Raw genomic sequence first — 22,955 nt, forward strand, 5'->3', positions numbered from 1 at the left:
AAATTGCCAGATAAGCTTGGTCATAATGTGACCAAGCTTTTTTTGTTTAATGGAACATATTCAGTACTACGCAACCGACCATGACAACTTGAGTCTAATAGAGGCGAAATACCAGAAATTTGCTTTTCAAAGGCATTACCATCTGGATTTTCATCTCGGCCTGATCACGCATGGTGCGCAGAAGTTCCAATACCAAGGTAACAGCCACCAAGTTGGTCACGGGCAAATTGTGATTATGCCGCCGGATGAGCTGCACGACGGGCAATCTAAGCTCGAAAGTGGCTACGAAGTGAATGTGTTTGCGATCGAACCTCACCTATTGAGCGATCTAGCCGATCTTAAGAAAAACGGTCAAATAATACACTTCAACGAACTGATCATCTCGGATCCACAGATATTTTCACAACTTAGTAACTTACACGGACTACTTCGTCGTGAAAACCTCAGCCAACTCACCAAAGATTGCCTTCCTTTTGAAGGATTTAACCAGCTTTTTGAACGCTACGGATCGCTTGAGCGACAAAAAGTCGTGCCGCTAGGAAACCAATCGCTTGGGACGTTAAAAGATTATCTAATGGCGAACCTTGACCAAGCAGTGCGTTTGGATTCACTTTCAGAGCTGTGCCAACTGAGCCCAACTCAGTTCCAGCGCCACTTTAAAGCGCAAACTGGCATGACGCCTTATGCATGGTTCGCACGCCTGCGCCTTGAACAAGGCATGAAGTTACTGCAAGCTGGTCAATGTGGTACCGACGTCGCTCATCAAATCGGTTTCTACGATCAAGCGCATTTCAGCAAAGCGTTTAAACAGACCTACGGCGTTTCCCCTTCTCAAGTGGCTCGTTAATTTCATTTACCGAGAAAGCTGTCAGTTTTTTACAAGCGCCACAGGTGACTTACCACGACAATAGCCGCATTGGTTAAATTTGAGATGTGTTATGAATGAATCCACCATATTGCTGACACTCGCCAGCATTCACTTTATTGCCCTAATGAGTCCAGGTCCCGACTTTGCGCTGGTCGTACAAAACGCGACGCGTCATGGTCGTCAAACGGGCTTGTACATTGCGTTGGGATTGTCTGTCGGTATTTTGCTGCACTCTTTGTTCAGCCTGACAGGTGTGAGTTTTGTCGTCCACCAGCACCCAGTGTTGTACTCGGTGGTGCAACTGCTTGGTGGTAGTTACCTGCTCTATTTAGGTATTGGTGCATTGCGCGCAGTGATCTCGATGATCAAAAACCCACAGGCGGATCAACCTAAGAAGCCAAACAACTTTGTGATCAGCAATAAGCGTCAGGCATTTGCGAAAGGATTTGCGACCAACATCCTTAACCCGAAAGCCTTGGTGTTCTTTATCAGTTTGATGTCGAGCTTAGTCCCTGCAGGTATGTCGATCACTGGCAAAGGTATTGCTTTGATCATCCTGTTTGGCTTGTCGCTATTCTGGTTCTCTAGCCTTGCATGGATGCTGTCGACACAGCGCTTACAACGTAAATTGCAACAAGCAGGCATCTATATCGACGGTCTGTGTGGCGTGGTATTTACTCTCGTGGGCGGCAGTATTTTGTACCAAACCATCAGCACTTTTATCGGATAAAGTACTGATTTAAAAGCGTAGCACAATCGACATTTCTAAGATTGCTGACTCGACGTGACTCTTCATGACTGCCAAGCTGAAAGCACAAAACTGGCAACATGGAGAGTCATCATGCATTGGACGTTCAACCGACTCGTGACCACGGGTCTTTTTCTTACTTCCCCACTCGTCTTATCTACCTCAGCCTTTGCTAACCAAGCAGCAGATGCGGTTGCACCGGAGCACAGTACTGGCTTCGAGCAAAAGCAATTGGTCAAAGCCAAAGATTATATGGTCACCGCAGCCAACCCACTAGCCACCCAAGCTGGGGCAGACGTTCTTGCTCAAGGTGGTAATGCTATTGATGCCATGGTTGCCGTACAACTGATGCTGGGCTTGGTAGAACCGCAATCTTCAGGCATTGGTGGTGGCGCCTTCTTAGTGTATTGGGACAGTGAGAAACAAAAACTGACTACATATGATGGACGCGAAACCGCACCGCTCGCCGCGACGCCGAAACTCTTCCTAGATGACAAAGGACAACCACTGCAATTTTACGATGCGGTTGTCGGTGGGCGTTCCGTCGCCACTCCTGGCACAGTGAAACTACTGTGGGACACGCACCAGAAATACGGCAAGTTAGAATGGAAGAAAATCATCCAACCTGTAATTACCTTGGCTGAGCAAGGTTTCGAAGTGAGTCCTCGCCTCGCGAGCCTGATTGAAAAAGATGCCAAGCGCCTATCACGCTTCCCTGCGACTAAAGCTTACTTCTTTAATCCAGATGGCTCACCAAAAGCCGAAGGCACATTGTTGAAGAACCCTGAATACGCGCAAACTCTGACGGCAATTGCAGAGCAAGGGGCAAAAGCTTTTTATCAAGGCGATATCGCCACAGACATCATCAAGACAGTACAGAATGCACCGGGCAATCCTGGCGTATTGGCACAACCTGACTTTGACGCGTTCCAAATCAAGCAACGTGAACCGGTTTGTGCGGCTTACCAAAGCTATGACATCTGCGGTATGGGACCACCAAGCTCTGGCGCATTGACGGTTGGACAGATTCTTGCGATCACCGAACAATACGATCTGAAAGGATGGGGAGCCGAAAGCGCAAAATCATGGCAAGTGATCGCCGATGCATCTCGTCTTGCGTTCGCGGATCGCGGTAAATACATGGCTGACCAAGATTATGTGCCAATGCCAACCGAAGGCTTGCTTGATAAAGATTATCTCAAACAACGTGCTGAGCTTATCCAAGTCGGTAAAGCCTTGAGTAAGGTTGACGCCGGCAATCCTCCTTGGTCGCACGCGATGAACTTAAGCATGGACCAATCGATCGAGCTGCCTTCCACCAGCCATTTCAATATCGTCGATAAGCAAGGCAATGTAGTTTCAATGACAACAACCATTGAAAATGCTTTTGGCTCACGCTTGATGGTGCGTGGCTTCTTGCTCAACAACGAACTGACCGATTTCTCTTTCCGCACGCATCAAGATGGTGTGCCAATCGCAAACCGATTAGAACCGGGCAAACGCCCACGTTCATCTATGGCACCAACCATTATGATGAAGGATGACAAGCCTTACATGGCAATTGGCTCACCGGGTGGCAGCCGCATTATTGGTTACGTCGCACAAGCCATTATCGCCCACACGCAATGGGATATGGACATCCAAAGCGCGATTAATCAGCCACGATTGCTGAACCGTTTTGGCACCTTAGATATTGAGCAAGGTACCGCCGCAGAGGGCTTACAGCCTGCTCTGGAGAAGATGGGCTTTAAAACCGATGTTCGGGATTTGAACTCTGGTCTGCATGCGATACGAATAACAAAAGACGGTCTTGAAGGCGCTGCGGATCCAAGACGTGAAGGTGCCGCTATCGGGCAGTAAGAGTCTTTCGCTCGACCCCTTGTGCGAGATCTCTCACAAAGGGTTGAGCAAACCTCTCTTTTTTAATGGTAAAACCGTACAGAAAAGAGCATAAGCCATTGAATTTAATACTCATGTATCTTTTTTGAACGCTAAGAGAGTTAAAAAATGTGAGATTAGCCCGTTGTTGGAAATCGTTAAACACGTAATATTAAACCTGTCGGAAGGATGCTGACACGGAACAGGAAACACCACGGACTTGGTGAACTTCAGGAAGAAGAAACGGTTATTCAGGATGAATAGTCGGGCATGGATTGCAAAATTGGACATTGAACGGAATCAATAGTGACTAGGATGGTTGCTACTAAGGACGGGAAATGGACACCTCTGGACGAGGCAAGGATTTGAACATCAGGATGATGTCAGGGACACCGCTCAGGGAACAAGTGATGAGAGCTAACGAGGATAGTTAGCAGACCAGGATAAGGTCATTAAGGACACCGCTAGGAAGGCGACGTAAGGATTAAGCTGACGGATTCAGCACACTATCATGGATTAGATGCATGGAGCACTCTTAGTAGCTGGATTGCTGCGAGTAAGACTATAACCCCGATGGGCGCAAGCCCTCGGGGTTTTTCTTTGCCTAAAGTTTTTCTCAGTAGATCTGCTGAAAACAGGCATTCACCCACAACGCCCACCTTTCACTTCAAACGGCATCGTTAAGTCGCGCTTTTGTACTCCATTTATCATTCCATTTTTTACTGCGTTAGCGACACCAAAACTGCACAAACAAAAAGAGCCGCCGAAGCAGCTCTTAAGTTGATGGTTTTGTTGAAGCCTTACAGCTTCTCTAGTCGTGCGTAAGCAGTTACCAACCATTTGATGCCTTCACCGTTAAAGGCAATCTGTACACGGCTTTGTGGACCACTGCCTTCGAAGTTGATGATGGTGCCTTCACCAAACTTTGGATGCATCACACGAGAACCTAGCGTAAAGCCGGTTTCATTAAAGCTCTCTTTCACAACAGTTTGGCTAAATCGACCACTGCTTGAAGGACGGCTAACTTGCGCCTTCATTCGTACTTCATCTAAACAAGTTTCTGGCAGTTCACGGATAAAGCGAGACGGTTTATGGTATTTATCCTGACCGTACAAACGACGCATTTCAGCATAAGTGATGTACAGTTTCTGCATCGCACGGGTCATGCCCACGTAACACAGACGGCGTTCTTCTTCTAAGCGCCCTGCTTCTTCTGCCGACATTTGGCTTGGGAACATGCCTTCTTCCACACCGACCATAAACACCAATGGAAACTCTAGACCTTTCGCACTGTGTAATGTCATGAGCTGAACCGCATCTTCAAATTCGTCCGCTTGTCCTTCGCCCGCTTCTAGTGCTGCGTGGGTTAGGAATGCCGTCAGCAGTGACATGTCTTCGGCTTCTTCTGGTTTCTCGAATTGGCGAGTTGCGGTCACCAATTCCTCCAAGTTCTCAATACGTGCCTTAGACTTTTCGCCCTTCTCTTGCTCGTACATAGCGAACAAGCCCGAGTATTTAATCACATGGTCAGTTTGGTGATGCAGCGGCATCTCTAAGGTGTCGTCTTCTAGCGCGGTGACAAGCTCGATAAAACGGCTCAGAGCACCAGCAGCGCGACCAGCAAGCACCTTCTCGTCCAACATTGCCACACTCGCTTCCCACATGGTGCAACCACGATCACGAGCCGCAAAGCGGATGGTTTCAAGCGTCTTATCGCCCAAACCACGCGTTGGCGTATTCACCACACGTTCAAACGCCGCATCATCGTTACGGTTGGCAATCAGACGCATGTAGCTCAAGGCATCTTTGATTTCCTGACGTTCGAAGAATCGCATGCCGCCGTAGATACGGTAAGGCAGACCGGCTTGAATTAACGCTTCTTCCAGAACACGCGACTGGGCGTTGTTACGGTAAAGCATCGCAGCGTCATTCAGAGCACCGCCCTTGTCTTGCCACTCTTTGATTTTGTTCACCGCAAAACGGGCTTCATCTAATTCGTTGTAAGCGCTGTAAACCGAGATAGGCTCACCGACCACGCCATCCGTCCACAACTCTTTACCCATACGCTCGGTGTTATTCGCAATCAGGGTGTTAGATGCTTCCAGAATGGTCTTGGTTGAACGGTAGTTTTGCTCAAGACGAATGGTATTTACGCTTGGGAATTCGAGCGTAAACTTCTCAATATTCTCGACTTTTGCACCACGCCAACCATAAATCGACTGGTCGTCATCACCTACGATCATCACGTGACACTCAGGACCCGCCATCATACGTAGCCAAGCATATTGAATGTTGTTGGTATCTTGGAACTCGTCCACCAAGATATGCTTAAAGCGTGCTTGGTAGTGTTCACGGACGAACTTGTTATCACGCAGTAGCTCATGTGCGCGCAGCAAGATTTCCGCAAAATCGACTAAACCAGCACGATCACACGCTTCTTGGTAAGCGGTGTACAACTGCAGATATGTCTTGGTTACTGGATCATGGTACGCATCAATGTGCGACGGACGCAGACCTTCGTCTTTCTTACCGTTAATCCACCATGCCACTTGGCGTGCAGGCCATTGCTTCTCATCGAGGTTTTGCGCTTTGATCAAACGCTTTAGCAGACGCTGCTGGTCGTCACTGTCAATGATTTGGAAATCTTCCGGTAGCTTCGCATCAAGATAGTGTGCTCGCAGAATACGGTGACAAATGCCGTGGAAAGTACCATTCCACATACCGCCTGCACTGCCCATCATTAGCTCTTCGATACGTCCACGCATCTCTGCCGCCGCCTTATTGGTAAAGGTTACCGACATGATTGAAAACGGAGAAGCTTGCTCGACCGACATCAGCCAAGCGATACGGTGAACAAGAACGCGTGTCTTACCACTTCCTGCGCCAGCAAGAACGAGCAAGTTTTCTAGAGGTGCTGCAACGGCTTCACGTTGTTTATCGTTCAAACCGTCGAGTAATAGAGATGGATCCATCATGATGAGAGCTACTGGTTATTTATACATAAAAACCGATTATAACCTAAACAACCGGGTGCTGTTTAGACAAAACTTGATAAAAAAATCGATGTTTTTTTGCCCAATACATCAATTAGTTATATCTATTTGACCCTACAAACCCATTTACTTCAGAAATTTTTCTGAAAGTTTTTTAGCCAGTTTCCTATCTTTTAAGTTAAGCAAGTTGATAACAAAAACGCCAAAACAGGCGATTCATCTTGCCAACTTAAAGTAAAGGAAATCATTCAGAGGAATTTATTATGAAAAAGTCGAATCTAGCTGTTACTGCTGCTGTTACTGGTCTTCTAGCTCTTGGTGGCACAATGCTAACTGCAGCTCCAGCTGTCGCTGCTGAAAAAGAAAAGTGCTATGGCGTTTCTAAAGCAGGTAAAAACGACTGTGCAACAAAAAGCAGCTCATGCGCTGGTACTTCTAAAGAAGATAACCAAAAAGACGCATTCGTAGTCGTACCAAAAGGTCTTTGTGACAAACTCGCTGGCGGTAGCACTTCTTCTTCATAATCTTTTATCGCTAGCTATTGTGAGGATGCGTTGACGCTCAACCAACGCAAAGCCAAGACGCATCCTTCTCTTCCCGCACGATTTGAAAAGGAGTTTCACGTGAAACACCACACCTTCCACGACCTTGTTGGAGTTGGATTAAGAACCCCTCACCTCGATTACTTTAGCCAATCCCAGCCTGAGTTGTCTTGGTTAGAAATCCACAGTGAAAACTATTTCCAACCCAATGCAACAGAGCGCCATCAGCTACAAACGCTTCGCGAGCAATATCAAATTAGCTGCCACGGTATTGGTTTGTCGCTAGGTTCGGTGGAACGTGTTAGTCAAAAGCATCTTGCGCAACTTAAATCACTGATTGACTCAATCGACCCAATTCTTGTTTCTGACCATTTAAGTTGGAGTGAAAACGGCGGTCACTACTTTAATGACCTGCTTCCACTTCCGTATACGGAAGAAGCGCTCAACGTGTTCACTCGTAACGTGAATGAAGTGCAGGAATATTTGCAACGCGAGATCTTGATAGAGAACCCATCTAGTTATGTGAAGTTTCAACATTCGACCATCAGCGAATGGGAGTTTCTTACCGAAGTGCAAAAGCGCACTGACTGTCGTTTATTGCTCGATCTAAACAATGTTTATGTTTCGGCGTTCAACCACGGTTTTGATTGCGACACATACCTAGATGCGATTCCAGCCGACAAAGTGGATGAGATTCACTTGGCAGGTTTTACCATCAAACAACTCGACAAAGGTGAGATATGGATTGATACCCATAGCCGCCCAGTTAGTGATGAAGTTTGGCAACTGTTCGCGCAGTGGACAAAAAAACACGGTCCACGTCATACGTTGATTGAATGGGATTTGGATATCCCCGCGCCAGAAGTCTTATTAGGAGAAGCGCAGAAAGCATCGCAACTGCTGTTGCAAGGCACACTTCCAAGTGAACAAAGCGAACCAAGGAAGGCATCATGAATCTAGCCACCTTACAAAGCCAGTTTGCTAAAGCCCTGCACTATCAAGCGCTCGGTGAAGACTGCGATATTGCCAGTGATGAGTTTACCGCTGATGAACGCATACAAATTTACCGCAATAACTTTATCGTCAGCTTAAGCGAAGTGTTGTCCGCGACCTACCCGATGGTTGAAGCGCTGCTTGGTGAAGAATGCTTTGAACAGATAGCTCGCCAGCATGTTCTTTCTTACCCATTAAAAGAAGGAAATGTGGTGCATTATGGCGAAGGCTTTCAAGACACCATCATGCAGTTTAGTCAGGTGATCGCACAAGCACCTTACAGCCCTGAAGTCGCACGCTTCGAGTGGCATATCGACCTAGCTCGTCAAGCACAGTATGAGCAATCCAATGCAGCGGAATTAAAACCGCTTGCGTTACTTGGCGAAGTGAGTGAAGAGCAACAACCCGCTTTAGTCTTACACCTTAAAAAGGGCTGCCGCAGCTTTGACTCCAATTACGCAGTATTCGATCTATTTAGTGCGATTCAAACTGGGCAATTCGAACAACTTAATATCAACCAATTACAGCAAGGTGTCATCTCGATTCAAGCCAATGGAGAAGCCTTGTGTCACGCACTCGATGCCGATGTGTTCCAACTGCTGCAATGTTTAGAGCAGAAGCAGAGTTTGAGCGAAATACCTGAAGTTTTACTCGCTCATCTAAATCGCATCATGGCACTCGATATTGTTGACGGCTTTACATTGCAATCAATCTAAGGAGCACTCTATGACGGATACGGTTAAAAACTTAGTGAATCGGTACGACGATTTAATCAGTACCCTACAAGCTGGCTTTGTCCCTTTACTACTTCTCTTTTGTCGCTTGTGGGTAGCCTGGGTGTTCTTCAATTCAGGACTAATCAAAATCTCGTCTTGGGATAGCACGCTGTACTTATTTGAGCTGGAATACCAAGTGCCAATCTTGCCATGGGAATTGGCGGCTTATTTAGGTACGGCTGCGGAGTTGGTTCTACCGGTGTTCTTGGCACTGGGATTGATTACCCGCCCGATGGCAGCAATGCTGTTTGTGTTCAACATCATCGCAGTGATCTCTTACCCACTGTTGTGGGAGAAAGGTTTTTATGACCACCAACTTTGGGGATTGATGATTCTTATCGTAATCGTATGGGGGCCAGGACCGCTGTCTTTGGACCACATCCTGAAAAAGAAAATGACGAGCTAAAAAAATCCCCGCATCATGCGGGGATTTTTTATTATTTATTCAAGTAAGCCAGTAGCTCTTCTGCTGAGATACCTTGCTGAGCGAGGTCTTTTGCCATCTGCTCGACTTGTTCATCTTTGCGTGACTCAATCACTTGCTGAAATTGGTACACGATATCACGCAAAATTGGCAGAGGTACTTGTTTCGCCGCACTACGAATACGCTCGGAGCTTTGATTACCCAGCTCATTAAGCAACTTGCCAAACATCACCTTTTCTGGTGAATCTTCCATTTGCTCTAGAATACGAGCCATTTCATACGTGGTTAACGACATTACTTTTTGAGTTCCGTTATGGTGTCAGGAAAAGTCTGAGTGACAAATATACACGCCTTACTTACATTGGAAAATACTAAATTACACTGATTTACGCTTTCGCAAAGCTCGAGTGCCAGTTCTTCCCTGCTTTTGTAAACAGAACGACCAACGCAGGTAATAGGACCCACATATGAATTGCGATCAAGGTTTGTGGATCCAGAGATAAGCGTTGCAGTGTACCCACCAACAAACCAGAGCCACTCATTTGGAACAATCCAAGCAGTGCAGCTGCCGTGCCCGCCTTATCACCAAACGGTTCTAACGCTTTCCCTGCCGCTGCACCCAGAATGAATGCAAAACCTACAGAAGACATAAAGATAGGTAACATGAAAGAAAGCGCGGTATTCTGACCATTCATCACTAGCATGATCACACCTGCGAGACCCAGAGTTGATATCCCGGTGACCAAGGTGTTGTGAGTTCCAACGCGCTCCATAAACTTAGGCGCCAGCATACATGCCGCAATGTTTATCACCGCATTTACACCAAACCAGAAAGTGAATTCATTCATCGACAGCCCCATCCCCGTCATCAATACCGACGGTGCTGAGGTAACGTAAGCAAGAATAACCGCCATCGCCATCAAGCATAATGACGCATGGAAAACAAAAGATGGTGTGCTAAGCACTGCCCAATACCGACTAAGCTTAAACACGGCTTGCTTTTCTGTTGACGGGTTAGTCTCTTTCATCATGAAAAACATCAATGATCCAGACACCACAGCAAAACCCGCCATAAAGCTAAAGTTAGCACGCCAGTCAAATTGCTGAGTTAACCAGCTACCTAGAATTGGAGCTAAAGCCGGAATGAAACAAATCGCACCGTTAAGGTAGCTGATCATTTTGCCGCTTTTTTCCGGGCCAAAGATATCGCGAACTGTTGCAAAGGCTGCTACCGATGTCGCACACGCACCTAAGCCTTGTAGCAGTCGGGAAACCAACATCCACTCAATATTTTGAGCACTCCACGCCAATAAAGCGCTCATCGCGTAAATGGTGATACCGCCCAATGCAACAGTTCGACGTCCGAGTTTATCTGCTAGGGGACCTGCGAATAGCTGACCAACACCCATAGCAAATAAGAACCAAGTGATCGTGTCTTGTGCTAGCGCATTATCGACCTGAAAAGTGGAAGCAATAAGAGGTAAAGCAGGTAGATAAATATCAATCGCTAAAGGACTGAAAAGAACCAAAAGGGTCAATAACGCCATCTGTTTTTTACTATTAGAAAACTGGCTAGACACACAACACTCCGAATTGGATAAAGAACTTTGGGTAAAGCTTAATCATCTGATGATATGAATGGAAATGATGTATAATCATGAGCATTATTCCTCAGAGGAAATTCACTGTGAACGTCGAAAAACTGGCTCGTATCGATTTAAATCTATTGGTCTGCTTTAAAGTGCTGATTGAAGAGTTAAACGTTACTCGTGCGGCCCACCGATTGTGCTTAAGCCAATCCGCCGTAAGTAAATCACTGGCTAAACTGCGCATTCAATTTGATGACCCTCTTTTCACTCGAAACTCACATGGATTAACACCTACGCCGCGCGCATTGTTTCTTAAACCGAAACTGGATCTGTTGATAAATCAGTTAGAAGTGCTGACTCAACCCGAAGAGTTTTCTCCGCAAAGCAGTGAATACCGTTTTCAAATAGCAGCGGTAGAGAGTGTCTACCCTCTCATTCTACCCCATTTCTTACCGGCGATTTTTCAACAAGCACCTGGCGTGACAATTAGCACACACCCGTGGTCGGATAATACATTTAAAATGCTTCAACGCGGCGAACTGGATTTAGGCTTAACTGGAAAAGATATCGATATAAACGATGCCAAGCTGACTCTTCAACCACCCGATGACATTTGCGAGTTGGAAATTTATCGTGATTACCAAATGTGCATTATTCGCAAAAACCACCCTGCGCTAAAACAACCTTGGAATCTGGAAGCCTATCTCGCCCTACGCCATGTACAGGTGCGTTGTGATGGCAACGACCGTTGGTTGCTAGATTATCGCCTTGCAGATATTGGCGCCGACCGCGATATTGCCGTCACTGTGCCCGACTTTAACAGTGCCGCAAGTTTATGTTCATACACCGACTTTATCTTTACTGCGCCAAGTCATTTTGTGCAACTTGCGGCCAAACAGCTTGATTTGGTCGTGCTGCCACTACCGTTAGAATTCCCACCTATGGCTTACACTTTATTCTGGCACCGAGATAGAGAAAACGACCCTGCATTAGGCTGGCTACGTACGATGATCACACAAAAAACCGATCACCTTAGATAAAAACACCGCACTCAATTTGCGCTTAGCGGCTAAAATGAGTAGCTTAACTGTCGTAGTCCTTTTTGGCTCATCTATGGCCTAGTTGTACTCCGACTCTATTGAAGTGATTGCGAACCTCAATGGAATCGTAAACTGCATGAAGCAGATGGAAACAGCTCCCACACCTGAGCATGAAGGAGCGGTAATTTGAAGGAATAACACAGATGCACAACGATACCCAAAGCCGCGTGAATGCAATTCGCGAATGGCTAGCACAACATAATATTGATGCCCTACTTGTCCCTCATGAAGACGAGTACTTGGGTGAATACGTACCAGCGCACAACGAGCGTTTACATTGGCTAACTGGCTTTACTGGTTCTGCTGGTGCTGCGGTAATCACCAAAGACAAAGCCGCTATCTTTGTTGATGGTCGCTACACAGTACAAGTAACAAAGCAGGTTCCTGCTGATCTATTCGAATACCGTCACTTGATTGAAGAGCCTGCACTAGATTGGATTAAAGACCATCTTGCAAATGGCGCGTCTGTGGCAATCGACCCTCGCATGCACAACGCTGCTTGGCTAGACATGGCACAAGCAAAACTTGCTGGCGCACTTGAGCTTAAGATTCTCGATAGCAACCCAATTGATGAACTGTGGCACGACCGCCCTGCTCCTGTGGTTTCTGATGTTCGCCTAATGGCAACAGAAGCAGTTGGTCAGTCAAGTGAAAGCAAACGCCAAGAAATCGCAGAGCTCGTGAAAAAAGCCGGTGCAGACAGCGCAGTGATCACAGCACTTGATTCTATCTGTTGGTTACTCAACGTTCGTGGTCTTGATGTATCACGTTTACCAGTTCTGCTTTCTCACGCGATTCTGCACTCAGACTCAAGCGTGGAATACTTCCTAGATCCTGCTCGCCTACCTGCTGAGTTTGACGCTCATGTTGGTGCCGGCGTGACGGTTCATCACCCAGAAGCATTGCAAGCACGACTAGAAAACCTAACTGGCAAGAATGTACTGGTTGACCCTGCGACAAGTAACGCGTGGTTTAAGCTGGTGCTTCAAAACGCAGGCGCATCTGTGGTGAGTAAAGCTGATCCATGCCTAATGCCAAAAGCAGCAAAGAACGCAGTTGAAATCGCAGGCATGAAAGCATGTCATATCCGCGATGGCGTAGCGATGAGTAAGTTCCTGTCTTGGTTAGATGCTGAAGTCGCTGCTGGTAACCTGCATGATGAAGCGACGATGGCAGACAAACTGGAAGCGTTCCGTAGCGAAGACCCGACACTTATGGATCTTAGCTTCGATACTATCTCGGCAGCAGGTGGCAACGCGGCGATGTGTCACTACAACCACGAAAACCAACCTGAACCTGGCAAGCTAGAACTGAACACACTTTACCTAGTGGATTCAGGCGGTCAGTACCTAGATGGCACGACAGACATCACGCGTACAATTGCGATCGGTCAGCCTTCACGAGAGATGATTAAACAATTCACTCTCGCACTAAAAGGTCACATCGGTGTTGCTCGTGCACGTTTCCCGAAAGGCACACGTGGTTACCAAATCGATACACTAGCTCGTCAGCACCTATGGGCGGAAGGCTACGATTACGATCACGGTACAGGTCACGGTGTTGGTCACTTCCTAAGTGTTCATGAAGGTCCGGCGAGCATTTCTAAGAAGCAAATCGACGTGCCTCTAACAGAAGGTATGGTGCTATCCAACGAGCCAGGTTACTACCGTGCAGATGCGTTTGGTATCCGTATTGAAAACCTAGAGCTTGTTGTTGAAACCCCGACTAACGGTGACTTCCCTGTTCTATCATTTGAGTCGCTAACACGCTGTCCAATCGACAAGCGCAACATCAACGTTGATATGCTAACTCGTCCAGAACTTGCTTGGCTGAATGATTACCATCAGAAAGTATGGGATGAGATCAGCCCGCTAGTTGAAGGTGATGTGAAAGAGTGGCTTCGTCAAGCAACGCTACCTGTAGCACACAGCTAGAAGCTAGAAGCTAGAAGCTAGAAAAAAGTAGAGGGTTGATGTTTTGCATCAACCCTCTACTTTTGCCTATGTTTCACGTGAAACATAACGATGACCAGTGGCTTTCTTTGCTACTTAACCAGAATACGCCGAGTGCCAATCTCGCCATACTGGGTCAAAGCCTTTGGCTCGAATCATATCTTCCACAGAACCCGCACTTCGCTCATCACTGATCTCAAACTGCTCGAGTTCAACATCATCCATCGCATACCCACCCGGCTGAGTTTTCGATGCTGCAGACATACTGGTAATGCCTAAAGGCAATGCGTTATCTCTAAACTTAGGTGATTCACGAGTCGATAGTGACAACTCAACTTCTGGATTCAACAAACGATAAGCGCAAATCAACTGCACAAGCTGCTTATCCGTCATGACTGATTTGGGTTGGAGCGCACCCTCACAAGGACGCAAACGCGGGAAAGAAATCGAGTAACGAGTCTGCCAATACGTGCGCTCAAGATAGTCCAAGTGCGCTGCCACATAAAAACAGTCGGTACGCCACTCTTCCAACCCTATCAATGCGCCAATACCGATCTTATCGATGCCCGCTTTTGCAAGACGATCGGGTGTATCCAATCGGTATTCGAAATCCATCTTATTACCACGCAAATGGTGCTCGACGTAAGTCGAAGGATGATACGTTTCTTGATAGACCATCACCGCATCTAAACCCAATGTCTTGAGCTCTGCGTATTCGTCTTGATCTAGTGGCTGTACTTCCATCGCCAAATAGTTAAAACGTTGCTTAATCATCGGCACCATTTCGCGAAAGTATTTCATCCCCACTTTGGTTTCGTGTTCGCCAGTCACCAGCAATACGCTATCAAACTTCATGCGTTTAATGGCTTCAACTTCTGCAGCCACTTCGTCCCTATTCAAAGTACGACGCTTGATTCTATTCTCCATCGAGAAGCCACAATAAGTACAAGCATTGGCACACAAGTTAGAGAGGTATAATGGAATGTAAAGCGACATGGTATTACCAAAGCGCTTACGAGTTGCCGAATATGACAGCTGCGCCATTTGCTCTAAGTACGCTTCAGCCGCTGGTGAAATTAGCGCTTTAAAGTCTTCCAAATCACGCTTGGGTTTATTCAATGCTCGCTCGACATCTTGTGCCGTTTTCGCGTAGATCGACATTGAAATGTCATCCCAATTCAGCTGCTTAAATTGTTCAACGAAGCTCATGTTTTCCTCGCTTAATAGCTAAACCAATCTAGAACTAAAGCTCATCTAGGAATGACGTCAGTGGACTCGACGCAACCGCATGAGAAACCTTACCAGCAAGTCCGGCTTCATAAGCCATACGCCCCGACTCTACCGCCAACTTAAATGCCTTCGCCATCGTAACGGGATCGCTCGAAGCCGCAATCGCGGTATTAACAAGCACGGCATCCGCGCCCATTTCCATTGCACGCGCGGCATGTGAAGGAGCACCAATACCCGCATCGACAACCACTGGAACATTAGCTTGGTCGATGATGATCTCTAGGAAATCGTGAGAAACTATCCCTTTGTTGGAACCGATCGGTGCACCTAATGGCATGACCGCAGCACAACCTACTTCTTCCAATCGTTTACACAGAACCGGGTCAGCATGACAGTAAGGAAGAACAATGAAGCCTTCACGAACCAGTTGTTCAGCGGCCGCAAGTGTCTCAATTGGATCGGGCATCAAGTACTTCGGGTCTGGATGAATTTCTAGTTTTAGCCAGTTTGTACCTAACGCTTCTCGCGCCAGTTGTGCAGCAAACACAGCATCTTTAGCATTCTTTGCACCCGAGGTGTTCGGCAATAAGTTCACCCCCGCTTGTACTAACGGCAGCAAAATATCGTCTTGTTGGTCGTTCACATCCACACGCTTCAACGCCATGGTCGCAAGTTGAGAACCCGATACTTGAATCGCTTCTGCCATTAATCGGCTGTTGGCAAACTTCCCTGTTCCCGTGAACAGTCTTGATTCGAATTGTTTATCACCAATTTTAAGCATCGACGTTAACCCCCTGCGATCGCTTGAAACAAAGAGATGCTATCTCCCTGTGAAAGAACTGTGCTAGCCCACTCACTGCGCGGCACAACATTGTTATTAATTGCAAAAACACAGCCCATTTCAGGCAGCGCAAATTGACTAATGATTTGCTGTAGATTTGACTCACTGGCAACTTGATGTGACTGGTCATTGATGACAATAGTGATCACATCTAAGTCAGCAGCTGTCATTTGTGTTGTTTGTTGTTCTGATAACGTCATTGCTTCCAACTCTCTTAATTCTGCCCATTACTCGTAAACTAAATCTGAGCACACACTTGACACTGTTTATCTTTACTTATCGCCATGGTTTGCCATTGCAGCTTCAATCCATCGAACAGGTGTAACTTGGCAGTCTCGACATGAAACTTTCCCGTCGCCAGTTTTTGAATTGCCGCTATCGCTTGGTAGTTGCCAAGTGTACCCACCACCGGACCGACGACACCGCTCTCACTGCACTTTTGCGTTTGCGGTAATTCGTCGAACGGATACAAACAGCGGTAACAGGCTTTACTCTGCGCTTCTTGTTCACTTGGTGTTTGGTAATCAAAGACAGCGAATTGGCCTTGCCAACCAATTGCCGCCGCCGAGATGAGCGGTGTATTTTGCTCGAAACAAACTTGGTTAATTAGCTGGCGCGTTGGCATGTTATCGGTGCAGTCGAGCACCACATCCGCTAGCATCACCTCAAGCTGCAGCTGTGCTTTGTCCAATCGCTTATTGAGAGCACGAATTTGAACCATAGAATTAAGTTCAGTAAGTTGCTTTACAGTCGCTTCTGTTTTCGCAACTTGGAGGTCTTGTTCACGATAAATGATCTGACGCTGTAGGTTACTGCTATCAACTTCATCGTCATCAACCACAACCAATTTACCAACGCCCGCGGATGCCAAGTACAAACTCGCTGCGCTCCCTAACCCACCACAACCGATGATCAGCACATGCGATTTGTTCAAACGCTCTTGCCCAATTTCGGCAATTTCAGGCAGAGCGACTTGGCGCTGATAGCGAAGGAACTGCTTATCCGTGAGCATGCTCGCCTCTCTTGATATCCGCTAATTCACTATTCTGATCAGTAAACGTTCGCTGTCTTTCCTTCATCAGTTGTGCGAAGAACTCGATGACGGACTGAGGTGATTCTGCCAACGTAATAGCTCGCACAACTGCCAAACTAGAAACACCTGTTTGCCAAACTTGGGCTGCATTAGATTGGTCAATACCACCAATCGCGACCGTCGGAAAGCCAAGCACATGGTCACTAACTGCTTTGTATTTTGAAGGACGGAAAGTAGCCTCTGTATTTGTATAAGGGATGCTATCAATCAGCTTTTGATACAGAGCCAAGCGCACCAAGCCTTGTGGTTTCGATGGCATCTGTTTTGTGGTGGTTGGAAAAATATGTCCTAGCGCGATGTAGCTAGGATGAATTTGTACGATGCGTAGTAGCTCATAATAACCATGGGTAGAAAGACCAAGACGAATGCCGGCTTTAGTTAGCTGAGCCAAATTCGATTCTTCTATGTCTTCTTGTCCTAGGTGAACGCCATAAGCGCCATGCTTGATTGCCAACTGCCAATAGTCATTGATGAACACTTGTGCTTGATACTGACGACCTAGCTCAATTGCTCGAATGATCTGTTGTTCTAAATCGGCTTGTTGTGGATTCTTGATTCGCAGTTGAATAGTATTGATGCCTAGTGGCAGTAGATGCTCAATCCAAGCAACATCATCAACAACTGGATAGAGCCCCAGACTTTGCTTAGTTAGAGTTGGAAAGCTAACGCTCTCGCCTTGTGCAGACCAACCAACTTGAATACCTAGTCGGTTATCCTCCAGTACAGGTGTGGGGAAATTATCAAATTGGTCAGCCCACTGAGCAGTTCGTCCCTCATCAAGGTTGTCATTCAACAGTGTTTCACGTGAAACATTCGCTTGTTGAGTTAGCATTCCTCGAGCAAGTGTTAACGCATCTTCGATAGGAAAATCGAGTACTGTCAGCGTTACTATCCAAGCAAGGTGATGTTCGGGATCGAGCATTGCGTTGAATTTGGACTTAACGGAAAGCGCTCTCACTTCGTCGTTGATTGGGTGACGCCAGATATCAAGCTGAAGCACTTTCTCCTTTTCATCGGAAACCTGCGTATCAGCAATGCCAATATAAATCGCTTTCGACGGTTGCTTAGCACACGCTTCTACCGACAAAGCAGAACGGTAATAGAGAGTAAATGAACACTCAGGCTCAAAGTTATGTCCACCAATAAGGTCAGTCGTTATATGTGTAATCTGTTGGTCGCGAACAAGCTGAATAGATTGAGTTGGGCTCACACCCAACTCAATGTCTTCGATGCTAAAACCCTGTTCTTTCGCCAACAACAAACATTGCTGAACTAAACCTGTCAGTTCAATCAATGATGACGGAATAAGGATTTTGCTCATTAGTCACTTACCTCGGCATGTGCTGCTGGGTGGTATAGCTCGGAGCCTGACTCTCTAAATTCTTGCGATTTCTGACGCATCCCCTCAAGAGGATCATCCAGCATTTTGATCGAGATAGCTTGGTCCGCAGCAACTTGCTCAGTGTCTTTCGCATATTCTCGAACCTCTTGCGAAATCTTCATCGAGCAGAACTTTGGTCCGCACATCGAACAGAAGTGAGCGACTTTTCCAGACTCTTGAGGCAAGGTTTCATCATGGAAAGCACGCGCGGTATCTGGGTCGAGCGACAAGTTGAATTGGTCTTCCCAACGGAACTCGAAGCGAGCTTTAGAAAGCGCGTTATCACGAACTTGTGCACCAGGGTGTCCCTTCGCTAAATCAGCGGCGTGCGCAGCAAGCTTGTAAGTGATCATGCCTACTTTCACGTCTTCTTTGTTTGGTAAACCGAGGTGCTCTTTCGGAGTTACGTAGCAAAGCATTGCACAGCCATACCAACCAATCATGGCAGCGCCGATGCCTGAAGTAATATGGTCGTAACCAGGAGCGACGTCTGTCGTCAATGGACCAAGGGTATAGAAAGGAGCCTCATGACAGTGCTCTAACTGCTCTTCCATGTTCTCTTTGATCATATGCATTGGAACATGGCCAGGACCTTCGATAATTACTTGTACGTCGTATTCCCACGCAACCTTGGTTAACTCACCAAGGGTACGAAGCTCTGCAAATTGCGCTTCGTCGTTAGCATCGGCCACCGAGCCAGGACGCAGACCATCACCGAGAGAAAGTGCCACATCATACTTAGCACAGATTTCACAGATCTCTCGGAAGTGGGTATATAAGAAGCTTTCTTGGTGATGCGCTAAACACCATTTCGCGATGATAGAACCACCACGAGAGACGATGCCAGTAACGCGTTTTGCAGTCATTGGCACATAACGAAGTAGTAAACCGGCATGGATAGTAAAGTAGTCAACGCCCTGCTCTGCTTGCTCAATCAGGGTATCGCGCATCACTTCCCAGTTAAGGTTTTCCGCAACACCATTCACTTTCTCAAGCGCTTGATACATTGGTACGGTACCGATCGGAACCGGACTGTTACGTAGAATCCACTCGCGAGTTTCGTGGATGTTACGTCCAGTAGAGAGATCCATAACGGTATCTCCACCCCAACGTGTCGCCCAAACTAGTTTCTCTACTTCTTCTTCAATCGAAGAAGTGACCGATGAGTTACCGATGTTGGCGTTCACTTTGACCAAAAAGTTACGTCCAATGATCATTGGTTCGGATTCTGGGTGGTTAATATTGGAAGGGATAATAGCGCGACCTTCGGCGACTTCTTTACGCACGAATTCGGCGGTAATATCTTTTGGTAGGTTAGCTCCGAAGCTTTGACCCGGATGCTGTTGATTCAGCACTTCATCGCGATACTTGGCACGCCCCATGTTTTCACGCAGCGCGATATATTCCATTTCTGGGGTAATAATACCTTTGCGAGCATAGTGCAATTGGGTCACACAATGGCCATCTTTGGCACGTCGAATACGTGGTAGATTGCCGTAACGAAGATCGTCTAGTGTTTCGTCTTCTAAGCGTTCTTTGGTGTACACCGAGCTTACTTCATCAAGTAGCTCAGTATCGGCACGCTCTTCAATCCACCCTTCTCTCAGCTTAGGTAAGCCGCTATAGAGGTCTATGGTGTGCTCTGGATCTGTGTATACACCCGAGGTATCGTAAACGCGTACTGGCTCATTAGGCTCGAAAATAGGCGCTTCTTTTGTGCCTCCAATAAGGCTATCAGCGAGTGATATTTCACGCATTGGCACACGAATATCTGGACGTGAGCCTTCTACGTAGACTTTGCTTGAATTGGGGTACGGTTGTACCGAGAGTGTATCAATGAACTGTTTTGCTTCCAGTCTCGCTTGTTTGCGACTCGACATAGCATTTTTCCTTGCTTTGTTATACTAGATAAAAAGTAATTGGATAAAAATGCTTGGCGGATAGATGCGACAAGAGGAGTCAAATTAAGGCTAGTTAAAGCTTACGATATTTGCCTGTAACAACATTCGACTTTTGATAGGTCAACCAGAAAGAACTCCGGTGTGAATATCTTCTCTTGTTCCCTTCGCAGATTCTAATCTGATCAGGTTCAACGGATCCCGAATTAACGGTCTCAGCCTTATGGCACTCCGACAAGTGATGTCAGTATATAAAAACGGCTTGGTGAAACCAAGCCGACCTGTTCAATTTTTAACTACTTTGCTAGCTGCGCATCAATAATTGAAAGCCAATCCACGCCGCTGAAATACTTAACACGACATTCAACAATACGTTCAACCCCATCTTAAAGAAAGCGCCCTGCTGCATAAGCAAAACATTATCCATCGAGAAGGTGGAAAACGTCGTTAGTGCGCCTAAAAAACCCAAGCCAATCACTTGTCGCCAAGGTTCCGTTGCCAAAAGTTCATTATCGAAAGCTGCTATCAATAAGCCCATCATAAATGAGCCAACAACGTTAACGGTTAACGTACCATATGGAAAACCACGCCCCAATAAAATGACACAAAGTTCAGAAATTAAGTAACGAGAACATGCACCAAATGCACCACCCAATGCAATAAAACCCAAAACGGATAGTTGTCCCATAATTCCCCCAGAAAAGTTAATGGCGACATTGTAATCAAATTTACGGCAATAGTGATTATACAATCTTAGAATTCAGCAAAGTATAGCGCTTAAAACTTATCAAGATTTTAAAAGTTACAGGAGTCACTTTACTTCAATGTACCCCATCAAACCCGTCTTCATATGTTCAATTACATGACAATGGTACATCCAACGCCCTGGGTTATCTGCAACAAATGCCGCTTTCGCACTGCCGTTTTTTCCAAGTAAGACCGTATCGGTATGAAACGGTTCGTCGAGTTTTTTTCCATCTAACTCAAGAACCGTAAATGTGTGTCCATGAAGATGAATAGGGTGATGATATTGGGTGACGTTCTTTAGGTTGAAGATATAGGTTTTTCCCATCTCCAATGTTGAAAGCGGCGCTGGAATATTATCTTTGCTCATTCCCTCCCAAGCCCGTTTGTTCATCAGCCAGAACTTAGGTATCGCTTTGCCCGATTTATCAGCAGGAGTGATCGCCCCCTCCCACTCAAACACATAATCGATTTGCTCTGCATTTTTCAAATCGAGAGCTGGCACAGGGTTGAGAGGTAATAAAGGCAGTTTCTGGTTGCTCGGCAAGTCAGACTCAACAACGTCAAACTCGCACAAAGGGAATGGGAAGCGTCCTTTCATTTGACGCACATAAACACGTGTTCCAGCCTTCGGAGCAATCAATCCGACATCTAACCTCATTCCTGGACCAATTTTATGCTGAGTGAGCTTATAAGGCGTTTTAACAGGGTTACCATCAATAGCAATAACCCAAGCCTCTGCACCTTCAATAGCGATCGGGTAAGTAATGGTGTTATCGACGTTAGCAATTCTTAATCGCGTGGTAGCATTCTGCTTCAGCGTATAAACAGGTTCATGCACACCATTGACGCTACTCCACTCTCCGGGAGTCCCCATACGAGCGCTCAAGCGCGGTACCATAAGGTTCTTCCACTGACCTTGTTTGTCTAAATGCCAATGCTTTAGAACTATTTCCTGTTCTTCATCAAATAGAACAGGCTCAGCCTCTTCAACGATAATTAGCCCAACTAAGCCCATACCAAGTTGCTTAACGCTATTCATGTGGGGGTGATACCAAAACGTGCCTGCATCTGGCGGTGTAAATTCATAAACGAATGTTTCACCCGGCATGATAGGCGGCTGGCTTAAGAAAGGTACACCATCCATTTCAATAGGGATTCGCAAGCCATGCCAGTGGATTGTAGTCGGCTCTGAAAGCTTGTTAGTAAACCTAATTATAACTTTCTCGCCTTGGCGACAACGAATCGTAGGCGCTGGAATCGAACCATTAAATGCGAGTACGTCTGTGTTAAACCCAGGGATAAATTCTGCAGTAGAAGGCTCTGCAGTGATATCGTATATATATTGCCTCTGCTTATTAGTGCTCCTAGATAGAGAACATGCAGGTAGAACGGTAAGCGCGGAGATTGCTAAGGATGATTGAAGAAAGCGTCGACGAGATATATCCATACATAGTTACTCATTAATCCAGATCGGTTGAGTGTAACTAAATATAAATAGTGATTCCCCTTTATTATTAAAATTTCGGGCCACTGATCATTACAGCTAACTGTAGTTTCGTTCGTTCAGTAGATTAAATGCTGCCAAAGTACAGCAGAAAGCCATACTTACGGGATAAGAGTAGAAATAAGCTGTAATAATGAGAAGAAACCAGATACAAAAAAGGCCCTGACCTAAGTCAGAGCCTGATATATGGCAGGGGTGGAGAGATTCGAACTCCCAACACGCGGATTTGGAATCCGCTGCTCTGCCAATTGGAGCTACACCCCTATAGAATTTTCATATTCTAGATTTGACAAAACCTCGCATAAGCGAGGTTGTCGATATTAAGTGGCGGAGTGGACGGGACTCGAACCCGCGACCCCCGGCGTGACAGGCCGGTATTCTAACCAACTGAACTACCA

The 22,955-nt window shown here is 46.4% G+C and carries 20 protein-coding genes, 1 tRNA gene and 1 riboswitch; of the genes, 9 read left to right on the plus strand and 12 right to left on the minus strand.

Annotated features, from left to right (window positions below; all coding sequences use genetic code 11):
* The first annotated feature begins 49 nt into the window (after positions 1-49).
* The 3 genes from R7F67_RS22120 (at position 50) to ggt (ending at position 3,476) form a co-directional block, all read left to right on the plus strand.
* Positions 50-847, plus strand: coding sequence for an AraC family transcriptional regulator (locus tag R7F67_RS22120; RefSeq protein ID WP_238855097.1), 798 nt, complete (start codon positions 50-52; stop codon positions 845-847).
* 91 nt (positions 848-938) lie between these two features.
* Entirely contained in the window at positions 939-1,598 is a 660-nt protein-coding gene (locus R7F67_RS22125; protein ID WP_258475690.1) for a LysE family translocator, read from the plus strand.
* A 111-nt stretch (positions 1,599-1,709) separates the two neighbouring features.
* Positions 1,710-3,476: a gamma-glutamyltransferase gene (gene ggt, locus R7F67_RS22130; protein ID WP_318057379.1), complete on the plus strand. Its 1,767-nt coding sequence runs from the start codon at positions 1,710-1,712 to the stop codon at positions 3,474-3,476.
* A gap of 818 nt (positions 3,477-4,294) precedes the next feature.
* On the opposite strand, the gene uvrD is transcribed toward ggt, so the two are convergent.
* Positions 4,295-6,469 (minus strand): DNA helicase II, encoded by a 2,175-nt coding sequence (gene uvrD / locus R7F67_RS22135; RefSeq protein ID WP_005378778.1) that lies wholly within the window; start codon positions 6,467-6,469, stop codon positions 4,295-4,297.
* Positions 6,470-6,750: 281 nt separating this feature from the next.
* Here uvrD and R7F67_RS22140 point away from each other — a divergent pair, with 281 nt between their 5' ends.
* From R7F67_RS22140 to R7F67_RS22155, 4 genes are all read left to right on the plus strand, one after another.
* Positions 6,751-7,011 (plus strand): DUF2282 domain-containing protein, encoded by a 261-nt coding sequence (locus tag R7F67_RS22140; protein ID WP_005378779.1) that lies wholly within the window; start codon positions 6,751-6,753, stop codon positions 7,009-7,011.
* Between the two features lie 99 nt (positions 7,012-7,110).
* The gene (locus tag R7F67_RS22145) at positions 7,111-7,983 is read left to right on the plus strand and encodes a DUF692 domain-containing protein (RefSeq protein WP_005378781.1); all 873 of its coding nucleotides are present in this window, start codon (positions 7,111-7,113) and stop codon (positions 7,981-7,983) included.
* Complete coding sequence (locus R7F67_RS22150; protein WP_005378782.1) at positions 7,980-8,738, plus strand: DNA-binding domain-containing protein; 759 nt, start codon at positions 7,980-7,982, stop codon at positions 8,736-8,738. Before R7F67_RS22145 ends, R7F67_RS22150 begins: the two co-directional genes overlap by 4 nt.
* 10 nt (positions 8,739-8,748) lie before the next feature.
* Entirely contained in the window at positions 8,749-9,204 is a 456-nt protein-coding gene (locus R7F67_RS22155; protein WP_005378784.1) for a DoxX family protein, read from the plus strand.
* Positions 9,205-9,235: 31 nt separating this feature from the next.
* On the opposite strand, the gene R7F67_RS22160 is transcribed toward R7F67_RS22155, so the two are convergent.
* Both R7F67_RS22160 and R7F67_RS22165 read right to left on the minus strand, forming a co-directional pair.
* Positions 9,236-9,517 (minus strand): hypothetical protein, encoded by a 282-nt coding sequence (locus R7F67_RS22160; protein WP_005378786.1) that lies wholly within the window; start codon positions 9,515-9,517, stop codon positions 9,236-9,238.
* A 91-nt stretch (positions 9,518-9,608) separates the two neighbouring features.
* Entirely contained in the window at positions 9,609-10,802 is a 1,194-nt protein-coding gene (locus R7F67_RS22165; protein WP_005382927.1) for a multidrug effflux MFS transporter, read from the minus strand.
* 107 nt (positions 10,803-10,909) lie between these two features.
* Between R7F67_RS22165 and R7F67_RS22170 the strand changes: the two genes are divergently transcribed.
* Positions 10,910-11,851 (plus strand): LysR family transcriptional regulator, encoded by a 942-nt coding sequence (locus R7F67_RS22170; protein ID WP_005378791.1) that lies wholly within the window; start codon positions 10,910-10,912, stop codon positions 11,849-11,851.
* 203 nt (positions 11,852-12,054) lie between these two features.
* A complete protein-coding gene (locus tag R7F67_RS22175) occupies positions 12,055-13,845 on the plus strand; it encodes an aminopeptidase P family protein (RefSeq protein ID WP_005378798.1) in 1,791 nt (596 codons plus the stop codon).
* Between the two features lie 114 nt (positions 13,846-13,959).
* On the opposite strand, the gene thiH is transcribed toward R7F67_RS22175, so the two are convergent.
* The 9 genes from thiH to R7F67_RS22220 form a co-directional block, all read right to left on the minus strand.
* Entirely contained in the window at positions 13,960-15,072 is a 1,113-nt protein-coding gene (thiH, locus tag R7F67_RS22180; RefSeq protein WP_005378800.1) for a 2-iminoacetate synthase ThiH, read from the minus strand.
* 34 nt (positions 15,073-15,106) lie between these two features.
* Positions 15,107-15,874 carry a thiazole synthase gene (locus R7F67_RS22185; protein ID WP_005378802.1) on the minus strand — a complete coding sequence of 256 codons (768 nt, stop codon included), beginning with the start codon at positions 15,872-15,874 and terminating at the stop codon, positions 15,107-15,109.
* Between the two features lie 5 nt (positions 15,875-15,879).
* A complete protein-coding gene (thiS, locus tag R7F67_RS22190; protein WP_005378804.1) occupies positions 15,880-16,134 on the minus strand; it encodes a sulfur carrier protein ThiS in 255 nt (84 codons plus the stop codon).
* 38 nt (positions 16,135-16,172) lie between these two features.
* Positions 16,173-16,946, minus strand: coding sequence for a HesA/MoeB/ThiF family protein (locus tag R7F67_RS22195; RefSeq protein ID WP_005378806.1), 774 nt, complete (start codon positions 16,944-16,946; stop codon positions 16,173-16,175).
* On the minus strand, positions 16,933-18,348 hold the full coding sequence (locus R7F67_RS22200; protein ID WP_005378807.1) for a thiamine phosphate synthase: 1,416 nt from the start codon (positions 18,346-18,348) through the stop codon (positions 16,933-16,935). Before R7F67_RS22200 ends, R7F67_RS22195 begins: the two co-directional genes overlap by 14 nt.
* A complete protein-coding gene (gene thiC / locus R7F67_RS22205; RefSeq protein WP_085570137.1) occupies positions 18,348-20,288 on the minus strand; it encodes a phosphomethylpyrimidine synthase ThiC in 1,941 nt (646 codons plus the stop codon). The genes R7F67_RS22200 and thiC overlap by 1 nt, the downstream gene beginning before the upstream one ends.
* 163 nt (positions 20,289-20,451) lie before the next feature.
* Positions 20,452-20,550: riboswitch (TPP riboswitch) on the minus strand.
* Between the two features lie 60 nt (positions 20,551-20,610).
* Positions 20,611-20,994: a fluoride efflux transporter CrcB gene (crcB, locus tag R7F67_RS22210; RefSeq protein ID WP_005378811.1), complete on the minus strand. Its 384-nt coding sequence runs from the start codon at positions 20,992-20,994 to the stop codon at positions 20,611-20,613.
* 123 nt (positions 20,995-21,117) lie between these two features.
* Positions 21,118-22,500, minus strand: a complete 1,383-nt coding sequence (locus R7F67_RS22215) for a multicopper oxidase family protein (RefSeq protein WP_258475681.1) — start codon at positions 22,498-22,500, stop codon at positions 21,118-21,120.
* 244 nt (positions 22,501-22,744) lie between these two features.
* Positions 22,745-22,821 (minus strand) — tRNA-Trp (locus tag R7F67_RS22220).
* Between the last annotated feature and the right edge of the window lie 134 nt (positions 22,822-22,955).

Origin of the sequence: Vibrio sp. YT-17 (assembly GCF_033337375.1) — a bacterium.
Classification (GTDB): domain Bacteria; phylum Pseudomonadota; class Gammaproteobacteria; order Enterobacterales; family Vibrionaceae; genus Vibrio; species Vibrio alginolyticus.